The sequence below is a fragment of the Bradyrhizobium yuanmingense genome, from assembly GCF_029167105.1.
In the GTDB taxonomy this organism is placed as follows: domain Bacteria; phylum Pseudomonadota; class Alphaproteobacteria; order Rhizobiales; family Xanthobacteraceae; genus Bradyrhizobium; species Bradyrhizobium yuanmingense_A.
Genome location: NZ_JARFML010000023.1, coordinates 90,483 through 112,119, shown reverse-complemented (window position 1 = coordinate 112,119; position 21,637 = coordinate 90,483). Strand labels below are relative to the sequence as shown.

Annotated in this window: 20 protein-coding genes; 9 read left to right on the top strand and 11 right to left on the bottom strand. The window is 64.7% G+C overall.

The genetic code is table 11. The features are described from left to right. Positions 1–617: 617 nt before the first annotated feature. The 7 genes from P0R31_RS27005 to P0R31_RS26975 all read right to left on the bottom strand — a co-directional run bounded on the left by P0R31_RS27005 (position 618) and on the right by P0R31_RS26975 (position 8,185). On the bottom strand, positions 618–1,313 hold the full coding sequence (locus tag P0R31_RS27005) for an ABC transporter ATP-binding protein (RefSeq protein ID WP_275517410.1): 696 nt from the start codon (positions 1,311–1,313) through the stop codon (positions 618–620). Next, positions 1,306–2,037, bottom strand: a complete 732-nt coding sequence (locus tag P0R31_RS27000) for an ABC transporter ATP-binding protein (protein ID WP_157285752.1) — start codon at positions 2,035–2,037, stop codon at positions 1,306–1,308. Before P0R31_RS27000 ends, P0R31_RS27005 begins: the two co-directional genes overlap by 8 nt. Continuing rightward, positions 2,027–3,130: a branched-chain amino acid ABC transporter permease gene (locus P0R31_RS26995; protein ID WP_275517408.1), complete on the bottom strand. Its 1,104-nt coding sequence runs from the start codon at positions 3,128–3,130 to the stop codon at positions 2,027–2,029. The genes P0R31_RS27000 and P0R31_RS26995 overlap by 11 nt, the downstream gene beginning before the upstream one ends. Positions 3,131–3,208: 78 nt before the next feature. Beyond that, positions 3,209–4,426, bottom strand: a complete 1,218-nt coding sequence (locus P0R31_RS26990; RefSeq protein WP_275517405.1) for a substrate-binding protein — start codon at positions 4,424–4,426, stop codon at positions 3,209–3,211. A gap of 4 nt (positions 4,427–4,430) precedes the next feature. After that, on the bottom strand, positions 4,431–5,288 hold the full coding sequence (locus tag P0R31_RS26985; RefSeq protein ID WP_025032673.1) for a branched-chain amino acid ABC transporter permease: 858 nt from the start codon (positions 5,286–5,288) through the stop codon (positions 4,431–4,433). A gap of 36 nt (positions 5,289–5,324) precedes the next feature. After that, a complete protein-coding gene (locus tag P0R31_RS26980) occupies positions 5,325–6,839 on the bottom strand; it encodes an amidase (protein ID WP_275517403.1) in 1,515 nt (504 codons plus the stop codon). Positions 6,840–7,000: 161 nt separating this feature from the next. After that, positions 7,001–8,185: a substrate-binding domain-containing protein gene (locus P0R31_RS26975; protein ID WP_275517402.1), complete on the bottom strand. Its 1,185-nt coding sequence runs from the start codon at positions 8,183–8,185 to the stop codon at positions 7,001–7,003. A gap of 179 nt (positions 8,186–8,364) precedes the next feature. Between P0R31_RS26975 and P0R31_RS26970 the strand changes: the two genes are divergently transcribed. Further along, positions 8,365–8,808: a MarR family winged helix-turn-helix transcriptional regulator gene (locus P0R31_RS26970; RefSeq protein ID WP_128265510.1), complete on the top strand. Its 444-nt coding sequence runs from the start codon at positions 8,365–8,367 to the stop codon at positions 8,806–8,808. A 219-nt stretch (positions 8,809–9,027) separates the two neighbouring features. On the opposite strand, the gene secA is transcribed toward P0R31_RS26970, so the two are convergent. Beyond that, complete coding sequence (gene secA / locus P0R31_RS26965) at positions 9,028–11,868, bottom strand: preprotein translocase subunit SecA (protein ID WP_275517401.1); 2,841 nt, start codon at positions 11,866–11,868, stop codon at positions 9,028–9,030. A 352-nt stretch (positions 11,869–12,220) separates the two neighbouring features. Between secA and P0R31_RS26960 the strand changes: the two genes are divergently transcribed. Both P0R31_RS26960 and argJ read left to right on the top strand, forming a co-directional pair. Then, positions 12,221–13,123: a peptidylprolyl isomerase gene (locus P0R31_RS26960; RefSeq protein WP_275517399.1), complete on the top strand. Its 903-nt coding sequence runs from the start codon at positions 12,221–12,223 to the stop codon at positions 13,121–13,123. 100 nt (positions 13,124–13,223) lie between these two features. After that, positions 13,224–14,465, top strand: a complete 1,242-nt coding sequence (gene argJ / locus P0R31_RS26955; protein ID WP_275517397.1) for a bifunctional glutamate N-acetyltransferase/amino-acid acetyltransferase ArgJ — start codon at positions 13,224–13,226, stop codon at positions 14,463–14,465. 119 nt (positions 14,466–14,584) lie between these two features. Here argJ and P0R31_RS26950 read toward each other — a convergent pair whose 3' ends face one another. Beyond that, complete coding sequence (locus P0R31_RS26950; RefSeq protein ID WP_275517395.1) at positions 14,585–15,910, bottom strand: TadE/TadG family type IV pilus assembly protein; 1,326 nt, start codon at positions 15,908–15,910, stop codon at positions 14,585–14,587. Positions 15,911–16,047: 137 nt separating this feature from the next. On the opposite strand from P0R31_RS26950, the gene P0R31_RS26945 reads away from it, so the two are divergent. Next, positions 16,048–16,458, top strand: a complete 411-nt coding sequence (locus P0R31_RS26945; protein ID WP_275517393.1) for a (deoxy)nucleoside triphosphate pyrophosphohydrolase — start codon at positions 16,048–16,050, stop codon at positions 16,456–16,458. 103 nt (positions 16,459–16,561) lie between these two features. Here the strand turns inward: P0R31_RS26945 and P0R31_RS26940 are convergent, their stop codons facing one another. Next, positions 16,562–17,410, bottom strand: coding sequence for a methyltransferase domain-containing protein (locus P0R31_RS26940; RefSeq protein WP_275517392.1), 849 nt, complete (start codon positions 17,408–17,410; stop codon positions 16,562–16,564). A 109-nt stretch (positions 17,411–17,519) separates the two neighbouring features. Between P0R31_RS26940 and P0R31_RS26935 the strand changes: the two genes are divergently transcribed. The 5 genes from P0R31_RS26935 (at position 17,520) to P0R31_RS26915 (ending at position 20,636) form a co-directional block, all read left to right on the top strand. Continuing rightward, positions 17,520–18,107 (top strand): macro domain-containing protein, encoded by a 588-nt coding sequence (locus P0R31_RS26935; RefSeq protein ID WP_275517390.1) that lies wholly within the window; start codon positions 17,520–17,522, stop codon positions 18,105–18,107. A 61-nt stretch (positions 18,108–18,168) separates the two neighbouring features. Continuing rightward, on the top strand, positions 18,169–18,972 hold the full coding sequence (locus P0R31_RS26930; RefSeq protein WP_275517389.1) for a ComF family protein: 804 nt from the start codon (positions 18,169–18,171) through the stop codon (positions 18,970–18,972). Between the two features lie 34 nt (positions 18,973–19,006). Continuing rightward, the gene (gene grxC, locus P0R31_RS26925) at positions 19,007–19,282 is read left to right on the top strand and encodes a glutaredoxin 3 (RefSeq protein ID WP_036026245.1); all 276 of its coding nucleotides are present in this window, start codon (positions 19,007–19,009) and stop codon (positions 19,280–19,282) included. Continuing rightward, positions 19,279–20,157, top strand: coding sequence for a carbon-nitrogen hydrolase family protein (locus P0R31_RS26920; protein ID WP_275517388.1), 879 nt, complete (start codon positions 19,279–19,281; stop codon positions 20,155–20,157). Before grxC ends, P0R31_RS26920 begins: the two co-directional genes overlap by 4 nt. After that, on the top strand, positions 20,154–20,636 hold the full coding sequence (locus tag P0R31_RS26915) for a DUF1178 family protein (protein ID WP_275517387.1): 483 nt from the start codon (positions 20,154–20,156) through the stop codon (positions 20,634–20,636). Before P0R31_RS26920 ends, P0R31_RS26915 begins: the two co-directional genes overlap by 4 nt. Here the strand turns inward: P0R31_RS26915 and P0R31_RS26910 are convergent. After that, the gene (locus tag P0R31_RS26910) at positions 20,633–21,532 is read right to left on the bottom strand and encodes an EamA family transporter (protein WP_275517386.1); all 900 of its coding nucleotides are present in this window, start codon (positions 21,530–21,532) and stop codon (positions 20,633–20,635) included. The genes P0R31_RS26915 and P0R31_RS26910 overlap by 4 nt on opposite strands. Positions 21,533–21,637: the final 105 nt, after the last annotated feature.

Below are 21,637 nucleotides of genomic sequence, written 5' to 3'. Positions count from 1 at the left end.
GCAGGGTGCGTACGGCAAAATCGTGTGGTCCTGACGTCCGGGGTCTGTACGTCAAGTCTCGTGGTGGTGCGCGTCGTCCTACCGGAGGGCGCGTATCAGTGATCTCGCGAGGCGACGGGGGCAATAGTGCATCGCTCCCCGGGGAGAGCGCGACATAAGCCGTCAAACCACTGCGCAGGGAAGGCCGGTTATCGGGCTGCACCTGTGTCACCCCTGTGAGCGTCTAAACTACGCATCATGCACAGGGGCTCGTGGGTGCCAGCCGGTACCCGGCCTTCCCTGCGCCCTTCCGATTTTTTGGGCGCGAGAGTGAAGCAGAACCCGGGCGAACGGCGCCGCGGGATCGCGATGTCACGTTCGGATGTTTGACAGTTGAAGAGCCGGACGGGGCGCCGGGCCAGTCTCGGTCAAGCGGCAGCGGTATCGCATATGGCGTGATCTCGCCTGTGGCCATCCTTCGAGACGCCCGCCGTTGGCGGGCCCTCAGAATGAGGATCGAGGGTGCTGCGCCAGGTTCAACAGGCTCCAATGGCTGCCTAGCCTCATCCTGAGGAGACCGCGAAGCGGTCGTCTCGAAGGACGAGGCGCACGCTCCGCTCGCGCGAAGGGCCATATCCCTACGGCGCCAGATATCGCATCAGCTCCGGCTTGCCCCGCACCTCGCCCGCCTCGCCCTGCAGCGCGACGCGGCCGCGGTCGAGCACATAGGCGTAGTCGGCGACGCGGAGCGCGAGGTCGAGGTGCTGCTCGACGATGATGACGGCGATGGTCTTGGCGAGCTCGATCAGGCGCTCGGTGATCTCCTCGATGACGCCGATCCAGACGCCTTCGGTGGGCTCGTCCAGCAGCAGCAGTTTTGGGTCGCCCAGCATGGCGCGGCCGATCGCAAGCATCTTGCGCTCGCCGCCGGACAGCGTGCCGGCGGGCTGGTCGAGGCGCTGGCCGAGCTTTGGGAAGATGGCCAGTACGCGGTCGATCGCCGAGGAATCCTTGCTCGCGAGCGAGCCGACGGCGAGATTGTCGCGCACCGACAGGCGCGCGAATACCGAATGCTCCTGCGGCACGTAGCCGATGCCGGCGCGCACGCGCTCCTGGGTGGCGCGGCGGCTGATGTCGCGGCCGTCGAACGCGACCTCGCCCTTCCAGGCCGGCAGCTCGCCGACGATGGTCTTCATCAGCGTGGTCTTGCCGGCACCGTTGCGGCCGAGCACGGCAACGCCGCCGCGCCAGGGAATGCCGAGGCTGACGTCGAACAGGACCTGGCTGCGGCCATAGCCGGCGTCGAGATGCTTGATGTCCAAAAATTCAGGCACGGCGCAGATAGATCTCCTGGACGGATGTGTTGGCCTGGATCTCGGACACCGTGCCAGACGCCAGCACCTTGCCCTGGTCGAGCACGGTGAGGCGATCGCAGATGTCGCGAATGAAATCGAGGTCGTGCTCGACGATGACCAGCGAGCAATGTTTTTTGATCGGCTGCAGCAGCTCGCCGGTGACGCGGCGCTCTTCAAGGCTCATGCCGCCGGTGGGCTCGTCGAGCAATAGGAGCTTCGGCTTGCCGGCGAGCGCCATCGCGATCTCCAGCCATTGCTGCTGGCCGTGCGACAGCGCAGCGGCGGCATCGAAGGCGCGGTCGGCGAGGCGGAACTGCGTCAGCATGGTCATGACCTGGTCGTGCAAGAACCTGCGCGTGCGCGAGAACACGAGGTCGAACAGCGAGGACTGCGCCTGCAGCGCGAGCAGGATGTTATCGTAGAGCGTCAGCGACGGCAGCACGGATGTGATCTGGAATTTCAGGCTCATGCCGGCGCGCGCACGTTCGGTCGGCGTGAACGCGGTGATGTCGGTGTTGACGAAGGAGACTTTGCCTTGGGTCGGCACTTCGGCGCCGGCGATGCACTTCATCAGCGTGCTCTTGCCCGAGCCGTTCGGGCCGATCAGGCCGTGAAACTCGTTCTCGCCGACCGTGAGGGCTGCGCCGTCGAGCGCGGTGAGCTTGCCGAAGACCTTCTTGATGCCGGCCGCTTCAAGGAGCATTGCGCGTCTCCTTTTGCTTGGCACCGAAGCTGCCGACCCGTTCGCGCTCGCCAAGGACAAAACTGATCAGGCCGAGCGGTCGGAATAGGATCACGAGCAGGAGCAGCAGGCCAAGGATGATCGGCCAGATGTCGCGGTAATTGTCCGAGAGCCAGAAGCTGACGCCCTCGACGATGACAGCGCCGATGACGGCGCCGATCAGTGTGCCGGAGCCGCCGAACAGGACGTAGAGCACGACCTGGGTCGAAACCACGACGCCCACCATGTTGGGCCAGACGAAGCCTTCGTGGAAGGCGTAGAGGCTGCCGGCGAGGCCTGCGACGGCGCCGCCGATGGTGAAGATGATGGCTTTGAGATGCTGCGCCTTGTAGCCGAAGAAGGCGATGCGCTGCTCGTTCTCGCGCAGGCCTGCGAGCGCCAGACCGAATTGCGAGCGCACCAGGAAGCGGCAGAGCAGGTAGACCACGACGAGGATGCCGAGCACGAGATAGTAGAACGCCGGGCCCTCCGTGAAGTCGTAACCGCCGAGCGACATCGGCGCGATCGAGGGGATGCCGTTCTGGCCGCCGAGATAATACCAGCCGCGCGCCAGGCGATCGGCGGCGTAGGAGCCGGTCAGCGTGCCGAGCGAGACGAAGATCACGCTGGAGGGATGCCGTCCCAGCAGCAGGAAGCCGCCGAGCAGCAGCGCGAAAGTGAGGCCGATCAATGTTCCCGCCGGCAGCACCAGGAAGATGTTGGTGATGTTGAGGTCGCGCGCGAGCAGCGCGACGCCATAGCCGGCCGAGCCGAAGAACAGCGCCTGGCCGAAGCTCATGATGCCGGCATAGCCCCAGACCAGGTCGAACGACAGCGCAAACAGCGCCAGGATGATCACGCGCGTCGCGAACACCGTGAGATAGTCCTGCAGCACCAGCGGCGCCAGCAGCGCCGCGAGGAGCACGAGACCCTCGACGATGGGCAGGATTTTTCGTCCTGCCTTGGCGCGGTCATTGACCCGTTCCGCCGCTGCGCCGTCAGCCATCGCACCGTCCACTTCGTCGTCCGCGTCGGCGACGATGGCCTCTCTTACCACACTCATCGGCTTCAGCATTCCGAGTTCAACATCGTGAGAGTCAGCCGCGTCAATCACGGCGGGGTTCACCTCTCCCAAGAGGGGAGAGGTGAAGAATCAGCATTCCTTGGGATCGACGAGGCCGTTGCTGCGCCCGACGATCTCGTAGTTTCCGCTCTTGGCGACCGCGGTGTACATCTTCATCTTGCAGTGCCGTTTGCCCGGCACCATCTCGGCAGGTCCGCCGGGGCCTTCGGCGATCTTGGCATGGTCGAGCGCGGCAGCCACCGATTCGCGGTCGATCTTGCCGGCTTCCTTCACCGCGGCTTCCCACAGCTTGAGGCCGCGATAAGTGCCCGTCGCCGCGCTGCCGGCGGCGAACAGGAAGTTGCCCGGAAAATCCTTTTCATAGGCCGCCTGGATCTTGGCGTCGAACGGGTTCTCCTTGGTCAGCACCTTGAAATAGTCGAGGCAGCTGGCGAGGCCTTCGATTTCGGCGGCCTGGTTGATGTTGAGCGTGTTCTCGTCATAGTAGACGCAGGCCAGACGGCCGCCGTTCTTGAGGAAGCCGGCTTCATAGAGCTGCTTGAAGAACGGGCCGACGCCGGGCGGAATGACGGTGTTGAAGACGACGTCGACCTTGTTGGAGATGATGCGGTTGACGGTCGCGGAGAAATCGACCTGGTCGAGCGGGTAATATTCCTCGAACACGACCTCGCCGCCATTGGATTCGATCACCTTGCGGGCGTAGACGTTGAGGGTGTGCGGCCAGACGTAGTTGGCGCTCGGCAGCGCGAACTTCTTGCCGCCGTTCTTGATCAGCCAGGGGATGAACTCGTCGCATTGCTGCGCCGGCGTCGGGCCGGTGCAGAACAGATATGGCGTGCACTCCTTGCCCTCGTAGAGCTGCGGATAGATGTAGAGGGTCTTGCCGCGCGCCACGATCGGGTCCTTGATCGCATTGCGCATCGAGGAGGTGATGCCGCCGAGGACCATGTCGACCTTGTCGCGCTGGATCAGCTTGCGCACGTTGCCGACGGCGACGGATTCGTTGGACGCGGTGTCCTCGATGTAGAGCTCGAGCGGACGGCCGAGCAGGCCGCCGGCCGCGTTGATCTCCTTGATCACCATTTTCGCGACATTGGCGTCGGCGTTGCCGGCATAGGCGATCGGGCCGGTGAGGTCGGTGGCGATGCCGACCTTGATCGGCGCCTCGGCCGCATTGGCCCAGGGCGCAGGGATCACCCAGCTGCCGACGCCGGTTGCGACCGCGCCGGAGGCAAAGGCGAAATTGGACAGGAAACGACGTCGCGTGAGCTGAGCACGATCGAGCATGTGATTAAACCCCTTTTCCAGCGATGAGACCTTGCGGACGGAATTTGATGAAGACGATGGCGAGCACGAAGACGAGCACGTCGGCGACGACGGGTGCCATCACCCAGGGCAGCGCCGCGCTCAGCGTGCCGATGACGCCGGCGCCCGCGACCGGGCCGATGAAGGAGCCGACCCCGCCGACCATGACCGCGACAAAACCCTGGATCAGGAAGCGCAGGCCGAGATCGGCAAATAGGCTGAACACCGGCACGATCAGCGCGCCGGCAAGGCCCGCGAGCGCCGCACCGAAGGCGAACGTCGCGCCGTAGATCAGCGGCGTCGAAATGCCCGAGGCGCGCGCCAGCGACGGGTTCTCCAGCGTCGCCCGCACGCGCAGGCCGAAGCTCGTCCGCGACAGCAGCAGATAACAGAGCCCCATCACCAGCAGCGTGATGACGATGATGGTGAAGCGCCAGGCCGAGATATGCATGGCGCCGATGTCGATCGACCCGCCGATCGGCTCCGGCACGGTGAGATAGAAACCGCCGATCAGGCCGCGCACGGCCTCGCGGATGATCAGGCCGAGCGCATAGGTGCCGAGCATGGCAACGATCGGCGCGGCGTAGAATCGTCGGATGATCAGCGCCTCCAGCACGAAGCCGAGCGCACCGACCACGAAAGGCGCTGCAACCATGCCCGCCCAGATCGGCAGGCCCTTGGCATAAGCGAGATAGGTGATGTAGGCGCCGAGCAGGACGAACTCGCCTTGCGCGAAGTTGAAGATGCCCATCATGCTGGCGATGATCCCGAGCCCCAGCACGATCAGGACGATGATCGCGCCGAAGCTCAGGATCTCGAACGCCGCGACGAACGCGTTAGCCATTTGAGGGTGTTCCGTTCGCCTGAATCGAAACTTTGCTCACATCTTCTTCCAGTCGCCGATCTGCTCGAAGGCATGGGCGGCGCGGTAGATGGTGGATTCCTCGAACATTCGGCCGACCAGCATCAGGCCGACCGGAAGGCCGTCGACCATGCCGCAGGGCAGCGACATCGCGGGATGGTGCGTGATGTCGAACGGCGCGGTGTTGGAGATCATCTCGAGCGCGCGGGCGACGTACTCCTCGCGGCTGGCATTCGGTTCCGGCAGCTTGGTCGCCTTCATCGGCGTGGTCGGCAGCAGGAGCAGATCGTAATCGGCAAAGGCCTTGTCGTAGGCCGCGGTCAGCCGGCGCGAGATGTTGAGCGCCTTGCCGTAGAAGCGCGGGCCGAAATTGTTGTTGATGTAAGTGCCGAGCAGCATGAACAGTTTGGTGGTCTCGGACAGCGAGTCGGCCTGCCGACGCCAGCCGCGATGGAAATCCATCAGCGAGGTCGAATAGAGATCGCCGCGGCTGAGGCCGTAGCCGTCGCCGAACATCATGGTCTGGGTCAGGCCTTCAGTGCCGATCGGGGTCCAGATCGCCCCGCCCATCAGGTGCATCGGGATCGAGACGGTCTCGACCGTGGCGCCGAGGTCCTTGAAGCGTTTTGCGGCCTCGCGCACACTTTCATTCACCGCAGACTCGGCGGTCGGCTGCTCGAAACCTTCCTTGAGAATGCCGATCTTCATGCCCTTGACGCCCTGGCCGAGCGCCTTGGTGTATTCCTCCACTTTCGGGGCCTTGATCCTGGGATCGTAGCCGTCGTCGCCGGCCAGCACTTCGAGCAGCAGCGCATTGTCGGCGACCGTCGCGGTCATCGGGCCGGTGTGGTCGACGTAGATCTCGATCGGCATGATGCCGGTGTAGGGGACGAGGCCCCAGGTCGGCTTCATGCCGTAGATGCCGCAGAACGACGACGGCATGCGGATCGAGCCGCCCTGGTCGCCGCCAATGGCCATGTCGACCTCGCCCAGCGCGACCACGACGCCCGATCCCGACGACGAGCCGCCGGCCGAGTAGCCCATCTTGTGCGGATTATGCACCGGCCCGTAGGAGCCGGTATGGCTGCCGCCGGATAGACAGAAATGCTCGCAATGCACCTTGCCCTTGATCTCGGCGCCGGCATCCAGCATGCGGGTGACGATGGTGGCGTCGAAATCGGGCACATAGCCTTCCAGCGTCGACGAGCCGTTGGTCATGGGCACGCCGGCCAGCATGATGTTGTCCTTCAGCGCGACGGTCTTGCCCTTGAGCTTGCCGCTGGCGGCGCCCTTCACGCTCGACTTGCGATACCAGGCATTGCGCGGGTTCTCCTCCGCCGAGGGCCGGTAGCCCGGCGTGCGCGGATACTTCACCTCGGGCAATTCGTCCGGCATCGCGGCAACGAGATTGTAGGCTTCGATCGAGCCCTGCATGAGACCGCGGAACGAGGCGACGTCCTCATCGGTGAGCGAAAGGCCGCACTGCTCGGCGACACTGCGAAGTTGGGCTGGCGTGGGAAGGGCAACTGTCACGGCGCTCTCCTTGAAGGCTTCTTGATCCCTGGCACTGATGAAAGACTCTCGCTCGCGCCTTTCCGGGCGCGGCCAGCCGGCTTCACGGCGTTACTAGAGACGGAAATATTTTCCTTTTCAAGTATTATTTCGCAAGGCCGTTGCGGCGTATCGGAGCCGTCTCAGAGCGTCTTGATGATCTTGAAGTCGAGACCGTCGGCTTCAGCGAGGTACATAGGCATCTCGGCGCGGCCGTCGCGAAGCGTCACGGGACCGCGGCCGGCCGAGTAGACGGTGTTGCGCGCGGCCTTCAGCAGCGGACGAAAGGCCAATGACCCGGCGCGGTTTGCGACGGATTCCAGGAAGCGCAGCCCCTCATAGTTCGACTGACCGACGGAACCGACCGGCGGCGCGTTGGCACCGAACATGGAATAATAGGCACTGAGGAACTCGTCATTGGCGCGCGAGACCAGACCGTTGAAATAGCCGGAGGCGCAGAACAGATTCTCTGTGTTGTCGGCGCCGATGCCGAGCAGCACGGTCTCGTCCATCGCGCCTGCAAGCCGTAGCGTGGACGTGGCGAGGCCCGCTTCGGCGAAGGCGCGGTTGAAGGTGATGCTGTCGGTGCCGATCAGCGAGATCAGCACCACATCGGGCCGGGCAGCGCGGATGCGGGCCAGATGCGGCTCGTGATTGTCCTCGCCGACGGGCACGAACTCCTCGCCAACGACCTGGCCGCCGGCTTCCTTGATGTAGCGCTTGACCGCGCGATGCGACTGCCAGGGCCAGACGTAATCGCTGCCGATCAGGTACCAGCGCGCCGCCTTCTTGACCTCCGCCAGCCAATGGATCGAGGGCCGGCTCTGCCAGCGCGGCGTCTCGCCGATCGCCATGACACCCGGCGTGCGCTCGCCGCCTTCGTAAACGGGCGTGTAAATGTAGGGGATGCGGTTGCCGGTGACCTTGCGCAGCGCGACGCGGACCGCGCTGATATGCGAGCCCATGATGAGGTCGACCTCGTCGAAGGCGATCGCCTGCTCGGCGCGGCGCACCACCTCCTCGATCGGTCCGCCGGAATCGTAGATCGAGAGCTCGAGCTCGCGGCCCAGAATGCCGCCGCGCTTGTTGATCTCGGCAACCGCCAGCATCGCGCTGTTGGTGGAGGTCGGGCCCCAGATCCCGGGCGAACCGGTGAAGGTGAGGAAATTGCCGATGCGCAGCTTGCTGCGCGCGCTGCGCCGCCTCATGAAATGCGCATCGACCGGAGACAGGTCCAAATCCGCCGCCGATGACGACAAATTCCTGAACAGCAGGGACGGCGGCAACGCCGAGCCGCCGTGAGCCGGGAAGTTCACCGTCGCGCGCACGCCAACTCCTGTCTGAGACCAGACCTGAAAGCACATTGAGCAGGCGGCCGCGGCTTCCGCCCTTTTGTTGGGCAATGATCCTATTTTGAAAATATTGAATATTCAAGAATTGAAGTGCATATAGATGCAGCATCGATTGCAAGACATTCACTCATTTGGGTCAAGGCGAAGTCTCAGCCGTGGCAAAACCGCCGAAACAAAATTCCCCGATCACCGAACACCTCGCTTACCTGCTCGCGCAAGCCAACCGGGAAATCAACCGGCAGCTCGAACTGAGGTTGAGCAAGGAGGGCGTGCCGGTCGAGCAATGGCGAATCCTGAAAGTGCTGTCGGACGGCAACGGCCATTCGATGGGCGAGCTCGCGGACGCCGTGCTGCTCAACCATCCGACGCTCACGAAGATGATCGACCGCATGGTCTCCGACACGCTGGTCTACCGCGTGCAGGACCCGAACGACCGCCGCAAGGTGCTGATGTTCATCTCCGACCGCGGCAAGGTGCTGTGCAAGAAGCTCAACTCGCTCGCGGTCGACCAGGAGGAGCACATCCTGGAGAGCTACGGCGACAAGTCGACGAGCGAGCTCAAGCGGCTGCTGGAGAGCTTGATCGACAGCTCGAACTGAGTGGGGCGGCTCTCGCGCGAGAGTGACGCAACCAGCCCGGTGATGGGGCGCGCTTTATGCCACATGCACAACTGTCATCGCCCGATTTAATCCGCCCAGTATTCCAGAGACGGATGTGATTGAGCCGAGAGGCCGTGGCGTACTGGGTCGCTTGGTCGAGCCGGGCGACGACGTCGGAGAATGAGGCGCAGACGTCGCGCCTCACAGCCAAGCTAGCCGCTAAGCATACCGCCCGTGGCAGTGCTTGTACTTCCTGCCGGAGCCGCACGGGCAGTCCTCGTTGCGGCCGACCTTGCCCCAGCTGGTCGGGTTCTTCGGATCGCGCATCGAGGCATCCGTAGCCTGGGCGCCCAGGGTGACGCTGGCGAGGGCCATCTCGTCCTCGCCGGTGTTCGGATCGAACTTGTGCGCTTCCATCGGCGGCAGCACCGGGGCTTCCTGCTCCGGCGGAACGATCTCGACGCGCATCAGCTGCGCCGTGACGGCCTCGCGCAGGTGAGCGCTCATCTCCTGGAAGAGATTGAAGGCTTCGGTCTTGTACTCCTGCAGGGGATCGCGCTGGCCGTAGCCGCGCAGGCCGATGACCTGGCGCAGGTGGTCGAGCATGATCAGGTGCTCGCGCCAGAGATGGTCGAGCGTCTGCAACAGGATGGTCTTCTCGACGTAACGCATCACGTCGGGACCCCATTGCGCGACCTTGGCCGCCATGTGCTCGTCGGCCTTGGTCTCGATGCGCGTCAGCAGCTCCTCGTCGGCGATGCCCTCTTCCTTGGCCCATTCGTCGACCGGCAGGTCGAGATCGAGCACGCGCTTCAATTCGTCCTTGAGTCCGGCGACGTCCCACTGCTCGGCATAGGCATGCTCGGGCACGTGCTTGGCGACGAGGTCGTCGATGAAGGCGTGGCGCATGTCGGTGACGGTCTCGGCGACGCTCTCGTCCTTCATCAGCTCGACGCGCTGGTCGAAGATCACCTTGCGCTGGTCGTTCTGGACGTTGTCGAACTTGAGCAGGTTCTTGCGGATGTCGAAGTTGCGCGCCTCGACCTTCTGCTGCGCCTTCTCCAGCGCCTTGTTGATCCAGGGATGGATGATGGCCTCGCCCTCTTGCAGGCCGAGACGCTGCAGCATGCTGTCGAGACGGTCCGAGCCGAAGATGCGCATCAGGTCGTCTTCCAGCGACAGGAAGAACTTCGAGCGGCCGGGATCGCCCTGACGGCCGGAACGGCCGCGCAGCTGGTTGTCGATGCGGCGGGATTCGTGGCGTTCGGAGCCGATGATGTAGAGGCCGCCGGGCTTCTTCACGGTCTTGGCAGGCTTGCTTCCCTTGGCCGGCTCGACCTCGACGGTCTCCTCGGCCTTCAGCACGATGTCGCGGAAGTGCTCGATATCGGCCTTGATCTGCTCGATCTTCTTGGCCTTCTCGGCCTCGTCGGTGATGCCCGCAGTCTCCTGCTGGATGCGCATCTCCAGCGAGCCGCCGAGCTTGATGTCGGTGCCGCGGCCGGCCATGTTGGTGGCGATCGTGATCGCGCCCGGCACGCCGGCTTCGGCGACGATGTAGGCTTCCTGCTCGTGGAAGCGCGCGTTCAGCACCGCGAACAGTTTGGCCGGCTTGCCGGCGCGGGCGGCGGCATAGAGCTTGTCGAGCGCGCCCTCCTTGCCGAAATCGATCTGCTTGTAGCCGTTCTTCTTGAGGAATTCGGCGAGCACTTCCGACTTCTCGATCGAGGCGGTACCGACCAGCACCGGCTGCAGGCGCGAATTGGCGCGCTCGATCTCGGCGAGGATGGCCTGATATTTTTCCTTCTGGGTCCGATAGACCTCGTCGTCCTCGTCGAGGCGCGCGATCGACAGATTGGTCGGGATCTCCACGACCTCGAGCTTGTAGATGTCGAACAATTCGTCCGCTTCGGTCGCGGCGGTGCCGGTCATGCCCGCCAGCTTCTCGTACATGCGGAAGTAGTTCTGGAAGGTGATCGAGGCCAGCGTCTGGTTCTCGGGCTGGACCTGGACGTGCTCCTTGGCTTCCAGCGCCTGATGCAGGCCTTCCGAATAGCGGCGGCCCGGCATCATGCGGCCGGTGAACTCGTCGATGATGACGACTTCGCCGTCGCGGACGATGTAGTCCTTGTCGCGCGTGAACAGCGTGTGAGCGCGCAGGGCCTGGTTGATGTGGTGCACGACGGAGACGTTCTCGACGTCGTAGAGCGACTCGCCCTTGAGCTGGCCGGCATCGCGCAGCAGCGTCTCGATTTTCTCCATGCCGCCTTCGGTCAGCGTCACCGTGCGCTGCTTTTCGTCGACCTCGTAGTCGGTCTTGTCGAGCTTGGGCAGGAACCCATCGATGGTGTTGTAGAAGTCGGAGCGGTCGTCGAGCGGGCCGGAGATGATCAGCGGCGTGCGCGCTTCGTCGATCAGAATGGAGTCGACCTCGTCGACGATGGCGAAGAAGTGCGGCCGCTGGACCATGTCCTCGAGCCGGTACTTCATATTGTCGCGGAGATAGTCGAAGCCGTATTCGTTGTTGGTGCCGTAGGTGATGTCGCAGGCATAGGCCGCCTTGCGCTCGGCATCGTCGAGGCCGTGCACGATCACGCCGGTGGTCATGCCGAGGAAGCTGTAGATCTGGCCCATCCAGCCGGAGTCGCGGCGGGCGAGGTAGTCGTTGACCGTGACGACATGGACGCCTTTGCCGGCGAGCGCGTTCAGATACACCGCAAGCGTCGCGACCAGCGTCTTGCCTTCGCCGGTCTTCATCTCGGCGATGTCGCCCTCGTGCAGCACCATGCCGCCGATCAGCTGGACGTCGAAATGGCGCTGGCCGAGCGTGCGCTTGGCGGCCTCGCGCACGGTGGCGAAGGCCGGGACGAGGAGATCGTCCAGCGTCTTGCCGTTCGCGAGCTGCTGCTTGAATTCCGCGGTGCGGGCCTTGAGCGCCTCGTCGGAGAGCTTGGCGAGCTCAGGCTCCAGCGCATTGATCGCGTTGACGCGGGACTGATATCCCTTCACCCGCCGGTCGTTGGCGGAGCCGAAAAACTTGCGGGCGAGCGCGCCGATCATGCCTGGTTCCTGTGTTCGCGATTCAACCGCGTTGGGCCTAAGAAGTTGTCACCCGCCCGCCTATCAACTCACCGTGACGCTTCGCGGCGTCAGAGCCCGGACTGCGGGGGACATCCGCCATATGGGTGGGAATTGGGCAAGTCTGGGTTCAACGGCCAAAAACGCAGCAAAATAAACGCCATCGCCATGGTCGCGACCGCGCAGAGATATGGCCCGGTCGGGGCCTTGTCAACGGCGGGCGCAGTGCGGCTAATTCATCATTTTGACAGACTTTTCGCGTTGCCAAGCCCCCCTGATTGGGCGAGTGTCCGCCCCGCTCGAGCAGCCCCCTGCTTCAACATAAGGATTTTCCATGACCACCTCGTTCCCGGCAACCCAGCGCTTCCGCTCCGCGTCCGCCCTGGCTGGCAGCCTCGCTCTGGCGCTGTCCCTGGCGTTCGCGGGCCCGCTCCGGGCCGCCGATGATCCGGTGCTGGCGAAGGTCAATGGTGCGGAAATCAAGAAGAGCGACGTCACCATGGCCGAGGAGGAACTCGGGCCGAGCCTCGCCCAGATGGACCCGGCCACCAAGGACGAGAACGTCCTGTCGTTCCTGATCGACATGAAGATCGTCAGCAAGGCTGCCGAAGACAAGAAGATCGCCGACGGCGAGGAGTTCAAGAAGCGCCTGGCCTTCGCCCGCAACCGGCTTCTGATGGACAGCCTGCTCGCCAGCGAAGGCAAGGCCGCCACCACGCCGGACGCCATGAAGAAGGTCTATGAGGAGGCCGCCAAGCAGATCACCGGCGAGCAGGAGGTGCGCGCCCGCCACATCCTGGTCGAGACCGAGGACGAGGCCAAGGCGGTGAAGGCCGAGCTCGAGAAGGGGGCCGATTTCGCCGAGCTCGCCAAGAAGAAGTCCAAGGACCCCGGCTCCGCCGACGGCGGCGACCTCGGCTTCTTCACCAAGGAGCAGATGGTGCCGGAATTCTCGGCCGTGGCCTTCTCGCTGGAGCCCGGCAAGATCTCCGACCCCGTGAAGTCGCAATTCGGCTGGCACATCATCAAGGTCGAGGAAAAGCGCAACCGCAAGGCGCCCGATTTCGAGCAGGTCAAGGCCCAGATCGAGCAGTACGTGACCCGCAAGGCCCAGGCCGAGTATGTCGCCAAGCTGCGTACCGAAGCCAAGGTCGAGCGGCTGGACCAGCCGGCGGCGGATGCGTCGAAGGATGCCAAGCCGTCCGACAGCAAGATGGCGCCGCCGGCGAAGAAGTAAGAATTCGCTGTCACTTCGCGGACGCCAAGTATATCTAACGTCGCAATGGCCGGGGCTCCCCCGGCCATCTGCATGTCCAGACCCTACCAAGGCGCCCGCGATGTCCTCCTCCGTCTCTCCACTCGCCCCCAAAACCGTCCCCGACATGCCCGTGATCGCGGGCATCCGTCTTGCGACGGCCGAAGCCGGCATCCGCTACAAGAACCGCACCGACGTTCTGCTGGCGGTGATGGACAAGGGCACCGCGGTCGCCGGAGTCTTCACCAAGTCGAAGTGCCCCTCGGCGCCGGTGGAATGGTGCCGCGCCAGGCTGAAGGGCGGCAAGGCGCGCGCGCTGGTAGTCAATTCCGGCAATGCCAACGCCTTCACCGGCAAGACCGGGCGCGCCTCCACCGCGCTGACGGCGAAGATCGCGGCCAAGGCGGTCGGCTGCAGCGAGAGCGAGATCTTCCTGGCCTCGACCGGGGTGATCGGCGAGCCGCTGGACGCCACCAAGTTCGACGGCGTGCTCGGCCGCCTCGCCGAGACTGCCGAGCCGGGCGACTATCTCGCCGCGGCCAAGGCGATCATGACCACCGACACCTTCCCGAAGGTGGCGACCGCGACCGTCAAGCTCGGCAAGGCCAAGGTTACCATCAACGGCATGGCCAAGGGCGCCGGCATGATCGCGCCCGACATGGCGACGATGCTGTCCTTCATCTTCACTGACGCGCCGATCGCGCCTGCCGCGCTGCAGGCTCTGCTCAAGAGCGGCGTCGAGGACACGTTCAACGCCGTGACGATCGACGGCGACACCTCGACCTCGGATACGCTGCTGGCCTTCGCCACCGGCGCCGCCGCCGAGCACGGCGCGCCGAAGATCAGCCGCGCCAGCGACCCACGCCTGAAGGCCTTCGTCAAGGCGTTCAACCAGGTGCTCGCCAATCTCGCGGAGCAGGTCGCCCGCGACGGCGAAGGCGCGCGCAAGCTGGTCGAGATCACCGTGGAGGGCGCCAAGACCAAGGCCTCGGCTCGCAAGATCGCGATGTCGATCGCGAACTCGCCGCTGGTGAAGACCGCGATCGCCGGCGAGGATGCCAATTGGGGCCGCGTGGTGATGGCCGTCGGCAAGGCCGGCGAGCCGGCTGATCGCGACAAGCTGTCGATCTCGTTCAACGGCATCCGCGTCGCCAAGCGCGGGGCGCGCGATCCCGATTATGACGAAGCGCAGGTGTCGGAAGCGATGAAGGCGCCGGAGATTGCGATTCTGGTCTCGCTCGGCCTCGGCAAGGGCCGCGACCGCGTCATGACCTGCGACCTCACCAAGGAATATGTGGCCATCAACGGGGACTACAGGTCGTAGCCTCTAGAGCCGTCATTCCGGGCTCGCGAAGCAAGAGCCCGGAATCTCGAGATTCTATGGTGCGCAACTGCGCACCATAGTTCGATGCTAACGCATCGCCCCGGAATCACGTCAAGCCATCATCCGGAGATCCGCGCGTCCGCGACCGCCTTCTTGAACAGTGCGTTCATGGCGTCCGCGATGCCTTGCGTCGGGCTGACCTCGAAATACAGGCCCGGCGAAGCGCAGCTCTGCATGTTCTGCGCGATCTGGCTGTTCGGCGACGGACCATAGGGGCCGGCATTGAACGGGCTGATCCATTTCATGTACCAGGAGTTGGTCGGCAGCGCGAGATAGGTCGTGTACAACACCGCGATCTTCACGCCGCGATCCTTGATCGTCTTGCAAAGCGCGGCGTTGAGCGGCGACTGGCAGCGCGTGCTGCCCGAGAGCGGCTTCAGGCATCCGGTGTTGCTCTCGTCGGCGACGCCGTCGGACACGAAGAACAGGTATTTGAGCGGACTGGCCGACGTGCCGCTGCCGGGGGAGCTGATCTGGCCGTTGATGGCAGGAAAGACCGCGGTGAATGGGGTATCCTGATCGTTGTTCTCGTTCTGGCCGTTCACCGACATCAAGTCGATCTTGCCCGCCGCCGTCTTGGCGCTGGAGAGGGAGGCCGACAAGGAAAACAGGCTGCGCAGGCCGAGCGAGCTTGCAGAGCCGCCGAAATCATAGATCGCCATCCTGAACTGGTTTGAATAGGTCTCGGTGGCGCTTGCCGTATCCATCAGGGACTCCGTGGCGCTCCGAAGCACGTCGATCCGGGTGGTCACGCCAAGCTTCTTGGCAAGGTCGTAATAGTTGTTCTTGTCCTTGAGATCGTGGCAGGCGAAGGCGCACTTGTCCGGCGTGTTGTCGACCATCTTCTGCACGTCGGCCGGGGTCGCACCGACGCCCATCGACGGCGAATTGTCCAGCAGCAGATAGAAATCGATATAGAGCGGCATGCTGGCCGTCGCCTTCGACGTGCCGCTCAACGTCAGCACGGACTTGCCGATCACGCCGAGGAACATGGTGTTCAAAGTTGCGGTGAACGAAACCGTGGCGATGACGGTCGAGCCGGACTTGACGACGGTCGGCGTCAGGCTGGTCAGCGTGTAGCCGGACTGACTGGCGCGATTGGCATTGAAGATGTTGGTGGCGTCCGTGACGCCGACCGAAATCGAGCCGTCCGCAGTCATATTGCCGGCGGCCTTGAAGGCGGGCGAAGCCTTGGCGATCGAGCCGACACTGGCGGCATCCGCCGCGGCCTGAAGCTTGGACCGGATCATCGTCGCGCGAGAATAGTCGATGGCGCAGCCGACCGCGCTGATCAGGGGAACGCAGGCGAGCGCGAAAATCACCGCGATATTGCCGCCCCGGTCGTGGACGAATCTGCGGACGAGAACCGAAAGCGCAGCACGCATGGGTTGGCCTGGAGTGGTTTAAAGAGTTCCCACTCTAGGAACTGCGGATTAAATATGACTTATGGTGCCCTTGGAAACGTGGACCGCAACGAGGTTAACAAACCGTTGCAAACGATCTCAGCGAGCGACAGACGCGCATGGCCGATCTCAAACTGACACTGGTGGTGGCCTGCGCGCTCGTCGACGCCGACAAACGCGTCCTGATCGCGCAGCGCCCGAAAGGAAAGGCCCTGGCCGGCCTGTGGGAATTCCCCGGCGGCAAGCTCGAGCCGGGCGAGCGGCCGGAGCAGAGCCTGATCCGGGAGCTTCATGAGGAGCTCGGCATCGACGTCGCCGAGCCGTGCCTCGCGCCGCTGACCTTCGCCAGCTACGGTTACGAGACCTTCCATCTCTTGATGCCGCTCTATATCTGCCGGCGCTGGGAGGGGTTGGTCACCGCACGCGAGGGCCAGAACCTTGCCTGGGTCCGCGCCAACAAGCTGCGCGACTATCCGATGCCGCCCGCGGACATTCCGCTGATCCCGCATCTGATTGACCTGCTGATGTGACGATGCTCTTGCATCGTCATTCCGGGGCGATGCAAGAGCATCGAGAATCTCGAGATTCCGGGTTCGCGTTGTCGCGCGCCACGGAATGACAGCAGTGCCGGGATTATTCCTTCCCCGCCTTCTTCACCGCCTCCGCCAGGCTCGCTTTCGCCGATCCCGGCTTCAGCGGCTGCTGCTGGCTCGCATGCGGGGCCCAGCCGGAGAGCCAGACGATGTCGAATGTCGCGCGGATGCGGCCGTCGGCATCGGCAAAGCGCTCGGCGTAGATCTCGGCCATCCGCAGCAGCGTCGCACGGCGCGACGGCGTTCGCCGCCGCTCGATCAGCACATTGGCCGCGCCCATACGCCTGATATCCTGCATCAGCGCGAACGCATTGCCGTAGCGCACCACGACACGATCGACGTCGGTCACCGGCAGCGCAAAGCCCGCCCGCTGCAATAGCGCACCGACGTCGCGGAGGTCCGCGAACGGTGCGACACGCGGCGATACACCGCCCTCGCATTCGGCTTCCGCCGCGGCGAAGGCCTGGCGCAGCTCGGTGAGGCTGTCGCCGCCGATCATGGCAGCAAGCAGCAGCCCGTCCGGCTTGAGCGCCCGGCGGATTTGCGCGAGCACGCCCGGCAGGTCGTTGACGTATTGCAGTGCCAGCGCCGAGACGACGAGATCGAGGCTCTCAGGCGCGAGGGGCAACTTCTCCGCGCCGGCCGCGTCAAGCGCGATGTGTTCGATGGAGGGAAGCCGCGTGCGCAACACGGCCAGCCCCGCGCCGGGCGTCCAAAGGTCGGCGGGAGCGTGAAACTCCCGCATCACCGCTGCCAAGCGGTCGGACATGTCCTCGGCGACCCGATCGAGCAGGAATGTGACCGCGCCTTGGGCCTGGGCGCGCTGCTGTCGCCTCTGCAGCAAGGCACGATCGAACAAGGCGGGCGGGGTTTGGGGCGGCACAGCCATGCGGTTTGGTTACGCTCGTGATGGCCACTCTGGCAACCCACGCCCAGAAGAGGCAGGTGGAACAGCCAAACACGCCGTCGTATAGTCAGGCCTCACCGAGGCTCCGGCAGTGTTCAGCATTCACCTTCGCGATATTGACGCAGACCTCGTCGAGGCATGGAGAGCTGCTTTTGCCGATGTAGCAGACGTCGAGGTCTCGCTCGGCGATATCTTCGCGCCGGACGCTGATGCGATCCTGAGCCCCGCGAACAGCTTTGGGCACATGGATGGCGGGATCGATCTGCTCTATTCGCGATATTTCGGCTGGGATCTCCAAACCAATCTACAGGCCATACTGTCGCAGCACCATTATGGAGAACTCCCGGTCGGCCAAGCGATCGTGCTTTCCACAGGCCAAGCGCGCTTCCCGTTTCTGGTGAGCGCGCCCACGATGCGAGTCCCGACACGAATCGATCAGACCGTGAATGTGTATCTCGCATTCCGGGCAGCTCTGATTGCCGTCCTGTCCCACAATGCTGGCGCCGACGACACGATCCGGTCCTTGCTCGTCCCGGGGCTGGGGACAGGCGTGGGCGCGATGCCCCCTGCGCGGGCTGCTCGCCAGATGCGGCTGGCCTATGACGCGATCTTCGCGCCGGCCTCGGAGCGGCGGAGCGCCCGCACCATCCTGAGAGAGCACCACGAACTGCTCATATGATGGTCTTTGTCGGGCGCCTCGACCGCTTGAGCGCCATTGCACGGAACGCTAGCCTTGCCTCATGGCAACCGAAACCGCCCGCTCCATCCCTTCACCCCTGCGGACCGCCTGGACGGCCGGCCGCCACGTGCTGGCGCGGGCGGCGCGGCTGGCGCTCGACATCGCGCTGCCGACACAGTGCGTATCGTGCCAGGAGCCGGTTGACGGCGAGGGCGTTTGCGCCTCGTGCTGGGCGCGGCTGTCGTTCATCGAACGGCCCTATTGCCCGCGGCTCGGCATTCCCTTCGTCTACGATCCCGGCCCCGAGATGCTGTCGATGGAGGCGATCGCGAGCCCGCCGGCCTACCAGCGCGCCCGCGCGGCGGTACGCTACGACGACGTTGCGCGTACGCTGGTGCATGCGCTGAAATATCAGGACCGTACCGATCTGGCGCCGGCCATGGGCCGCTGGATGGCGCGCGCGGGCGGCGAGTTGCTGACCGGCGCCGACATGCTGGTGCCCGTGCCCCTGCATTGGCGGCGGGCCTGGCGGCGCCGTTACAACCAGTCCGGCGCGCTCGCGCGCGTCATCGAGCGGCAGAGCGGGGTCAAGGTGCGGGGCGACGTGCTGCGGCGGGTGCGTGCCACCGAGCAGCAGATCGGCCTGTCGCGGGCCCAGCGCGCCACCAATGTGCAGGGCGCATTCCAGGTATCTCCCGACCGTCAGGCCGAGGTCCAGGGCCGCCGCGTTGTCCTGATCGACGATGTCTTGACGTCAGGCGCGACTCTCGACACCTGCGCGCGGGCCCTGCTGCGCGCCAAGGCGGCCCAGGTCGACGTGCTGGTCTTTGCCCGGGTTGTCGAGAGCGGGCCCCGTCCCATATAATTCAATGAATTCATGACATGAGAGCGCCAGACGAATGACCGCTGCTGTCGAGATCTACACCCGGCCGGGCTGCGGCTATTGTTCCGCCGCCAAGTCACTGCTGACCCGCAAGAAGGCGACCTTCACCGAATTCGATGTCGCCAAGAACCCGTCCTGGCGCCAGGAAATGTACGGCCGCGCCGGCCAGGGCTCGACCTTCCCGCAGATCTGGATCGGCGGCACCCATGTCGGCGGCTGTGACGACCTCTATGCGCTCGATCGCGAAGGCAAGCTCGATGGCATGCTCGAAAGCGTGAAGGCGGTATCATGAGCGAGAACCGCACGTTTACGGCCGCCATGGTGCAGATGCGCACCGGCCTGATGCCCGGGCCGAGCCTCGAGCAGGCCACGAAGCTGATCCGGCAGGCTGCGGCCAATGGCGCCGATTATGTGCAGACGCCGGAAGTCAGCAACATGATGCAGCTGAACCGCAAGGCGCTGTTCGAGCATCTCCAGAGCGAAGAGGACGACGCCTCGCTGAAGGCCTACCGGGCGCTCGCGGCGGAGCTGAAGATTCACCTCCATGTCGGCTCGCTGGCGCTGCGCTTCTCTCCGGAGAAGGCGGTCAACCGCTCCTTCCTGATCGGGCCCGAGGGCAACGTGCTCGCGAGCTACGACAAGATCCACATGTTCGACATCGAGCTGCCGGACGGCGAGAGCTATCGCGAATCCGCCAACTACCAGCCGGGCGAGACCGCCGTGATCTCGGATTTGCCCTGGGGCCGCATCGGCTTGACGATCTGCTACGATGTGCGCTTCCCCGCGCTGTACCGCGCGCTCGCCGAAAGCGGCGCCTATTTCATCACGGTGCCGTCCGCCTTCACCCGCAAGACCGGTGAAGCGCATTGGCACGTGCTGCTGCGCGCCCGTGCGATCGAGACCGGCTGCTTCGTCTTCGCGGCGGCGCAGGCCGGCACCCACGAGAACAAGCGCGAGACCTACGGGCATTCGCTGATCGTCGATCCCTGGGGCGAGATCCTCGCCGAGGGCGATGTCGAGCCGGGCATCATCATGGCCATGATCGATCCGGCCAAGGTCGAGACGGCGCGCCGCGCGATTCCGTCGCTCCAGCACGGCCGTCGCTTCGGCGTCTCCGATCCCAAGGCCGGGCCGGACCATTTGCACCTCGTGCGGGGCTCGGCATGATCCGCTACGCGCTCCACTGCGACCGCAATCACGCCTTCGAGAGCTGGTTCCAGAGCTCGTCCGCCTATGATTCGCAGGTGAAGCGCAAGCTCGTGACCTGCCCGATCTGCGGCTCAGCCAAGGTCGACAAGGCGATCATGGCGCCGCGCATTGTCGGCAAGAAGGGGCGCGGCCGCGCCACGCCGCCGCCGGAGCCCGTGTCCGCGACCGTGCCCGAGGCTGCGCCGTCAGGGCCGACCTCGCTCTTGATGGCGCAGGAGCGCGAGCTGCGCGCCAAGCTGAAAGAGCTGCGCGACCACATCGTCAAGAACGCCGACAATGTCGGCGAGCGTTTTGCCAACGAAGCCCGCGCCATGCACTACGGCGACAAGGAGCACCGCCCGATCTACGGCGAGGCTTCGCCCGAAGAGGCAAAGTCGCTGATCGACGAAGGCATCGAGGTCTCGCCGCTGCCGAGCCTGCCGGAAGACCGGAATTAGGCCCCCACCAGCACCGCAACGCCGATCACGATCAGCGCGATGCCAAGAAGCTCGCGCGGTGCGATTGGCTGCTTGAACGAGTAGTAGGCCACCGCTTGCGCGAACAGCACCTCGACCAAAGCGAGCGTTCGGACATTGGCGGCGGCTGTCAACGCGAACGCCAGGAACCAGAATTGCGACGCGAGGGCGCCCGTGAAGCCCGCCAGCATCGAGGGCTTCCACAGGGCGAGGATCGCCTGCAGCACCTTTGGAGCACGCCAGAGCAGATAGATCGTCAGCACCAGCGTCTGCACGAACAGGCCGAGCACCAGCGTGATTGACACTGCGGTCACGAAGGACGTGTCGGGCACATTGATGATGGCGCCGCGAAAGCCGACCGCTGACAGCGCGAAGGCCGCCGCGGCAACGAGGCCGGTGATGGTCGGCTTCAGCTCGGCAAAGCTCTTGTCGCCGCCGGGGCGGAGCGCGGTGATGACGACGCCGACGGTGGCGATCATGATCGCGAGCACCTTCAGCCAGGTCAGGTGATCGCCGAGGAAGACGAAGCCGAATATCGCGGTCTGGATCGCCTCGGTCTTCAGGTAGGCCGTCGTCACGACAAAGGAGCGGTCGTTCATCGCGAGCAGCATCAGGCCGGTGGCGACGATCTGGCTGAGCGCGCCCAACAGCAGCCACGGCCAGAACACGGTTGGCGGCGCGCTCAGATGATCGCCGGTCGCGAGCAGCGCCAGCCCCAGGAACAGCAGCGAGAACGGAAAGCCGAACAGGAATCGGATATTGGTCGCGCCCCAGGTCCCCAGCGGCTTCGTCAACGACCGCTGCATCGCATTGCGCGCGACCTGCCCGAGCGCGGCAATGATGGTGAAGGGAATCCAGAGGCTGGCGATGGTGAACATGGGGTGGCGGGCGCGAGGATGCGGGCCAACGTGCCGCTAGCGGTGAAGCAGGTCAATCACACCGATGTCATGGGTGCGATGCTCTCGCACAAACTCGGTGCCTGC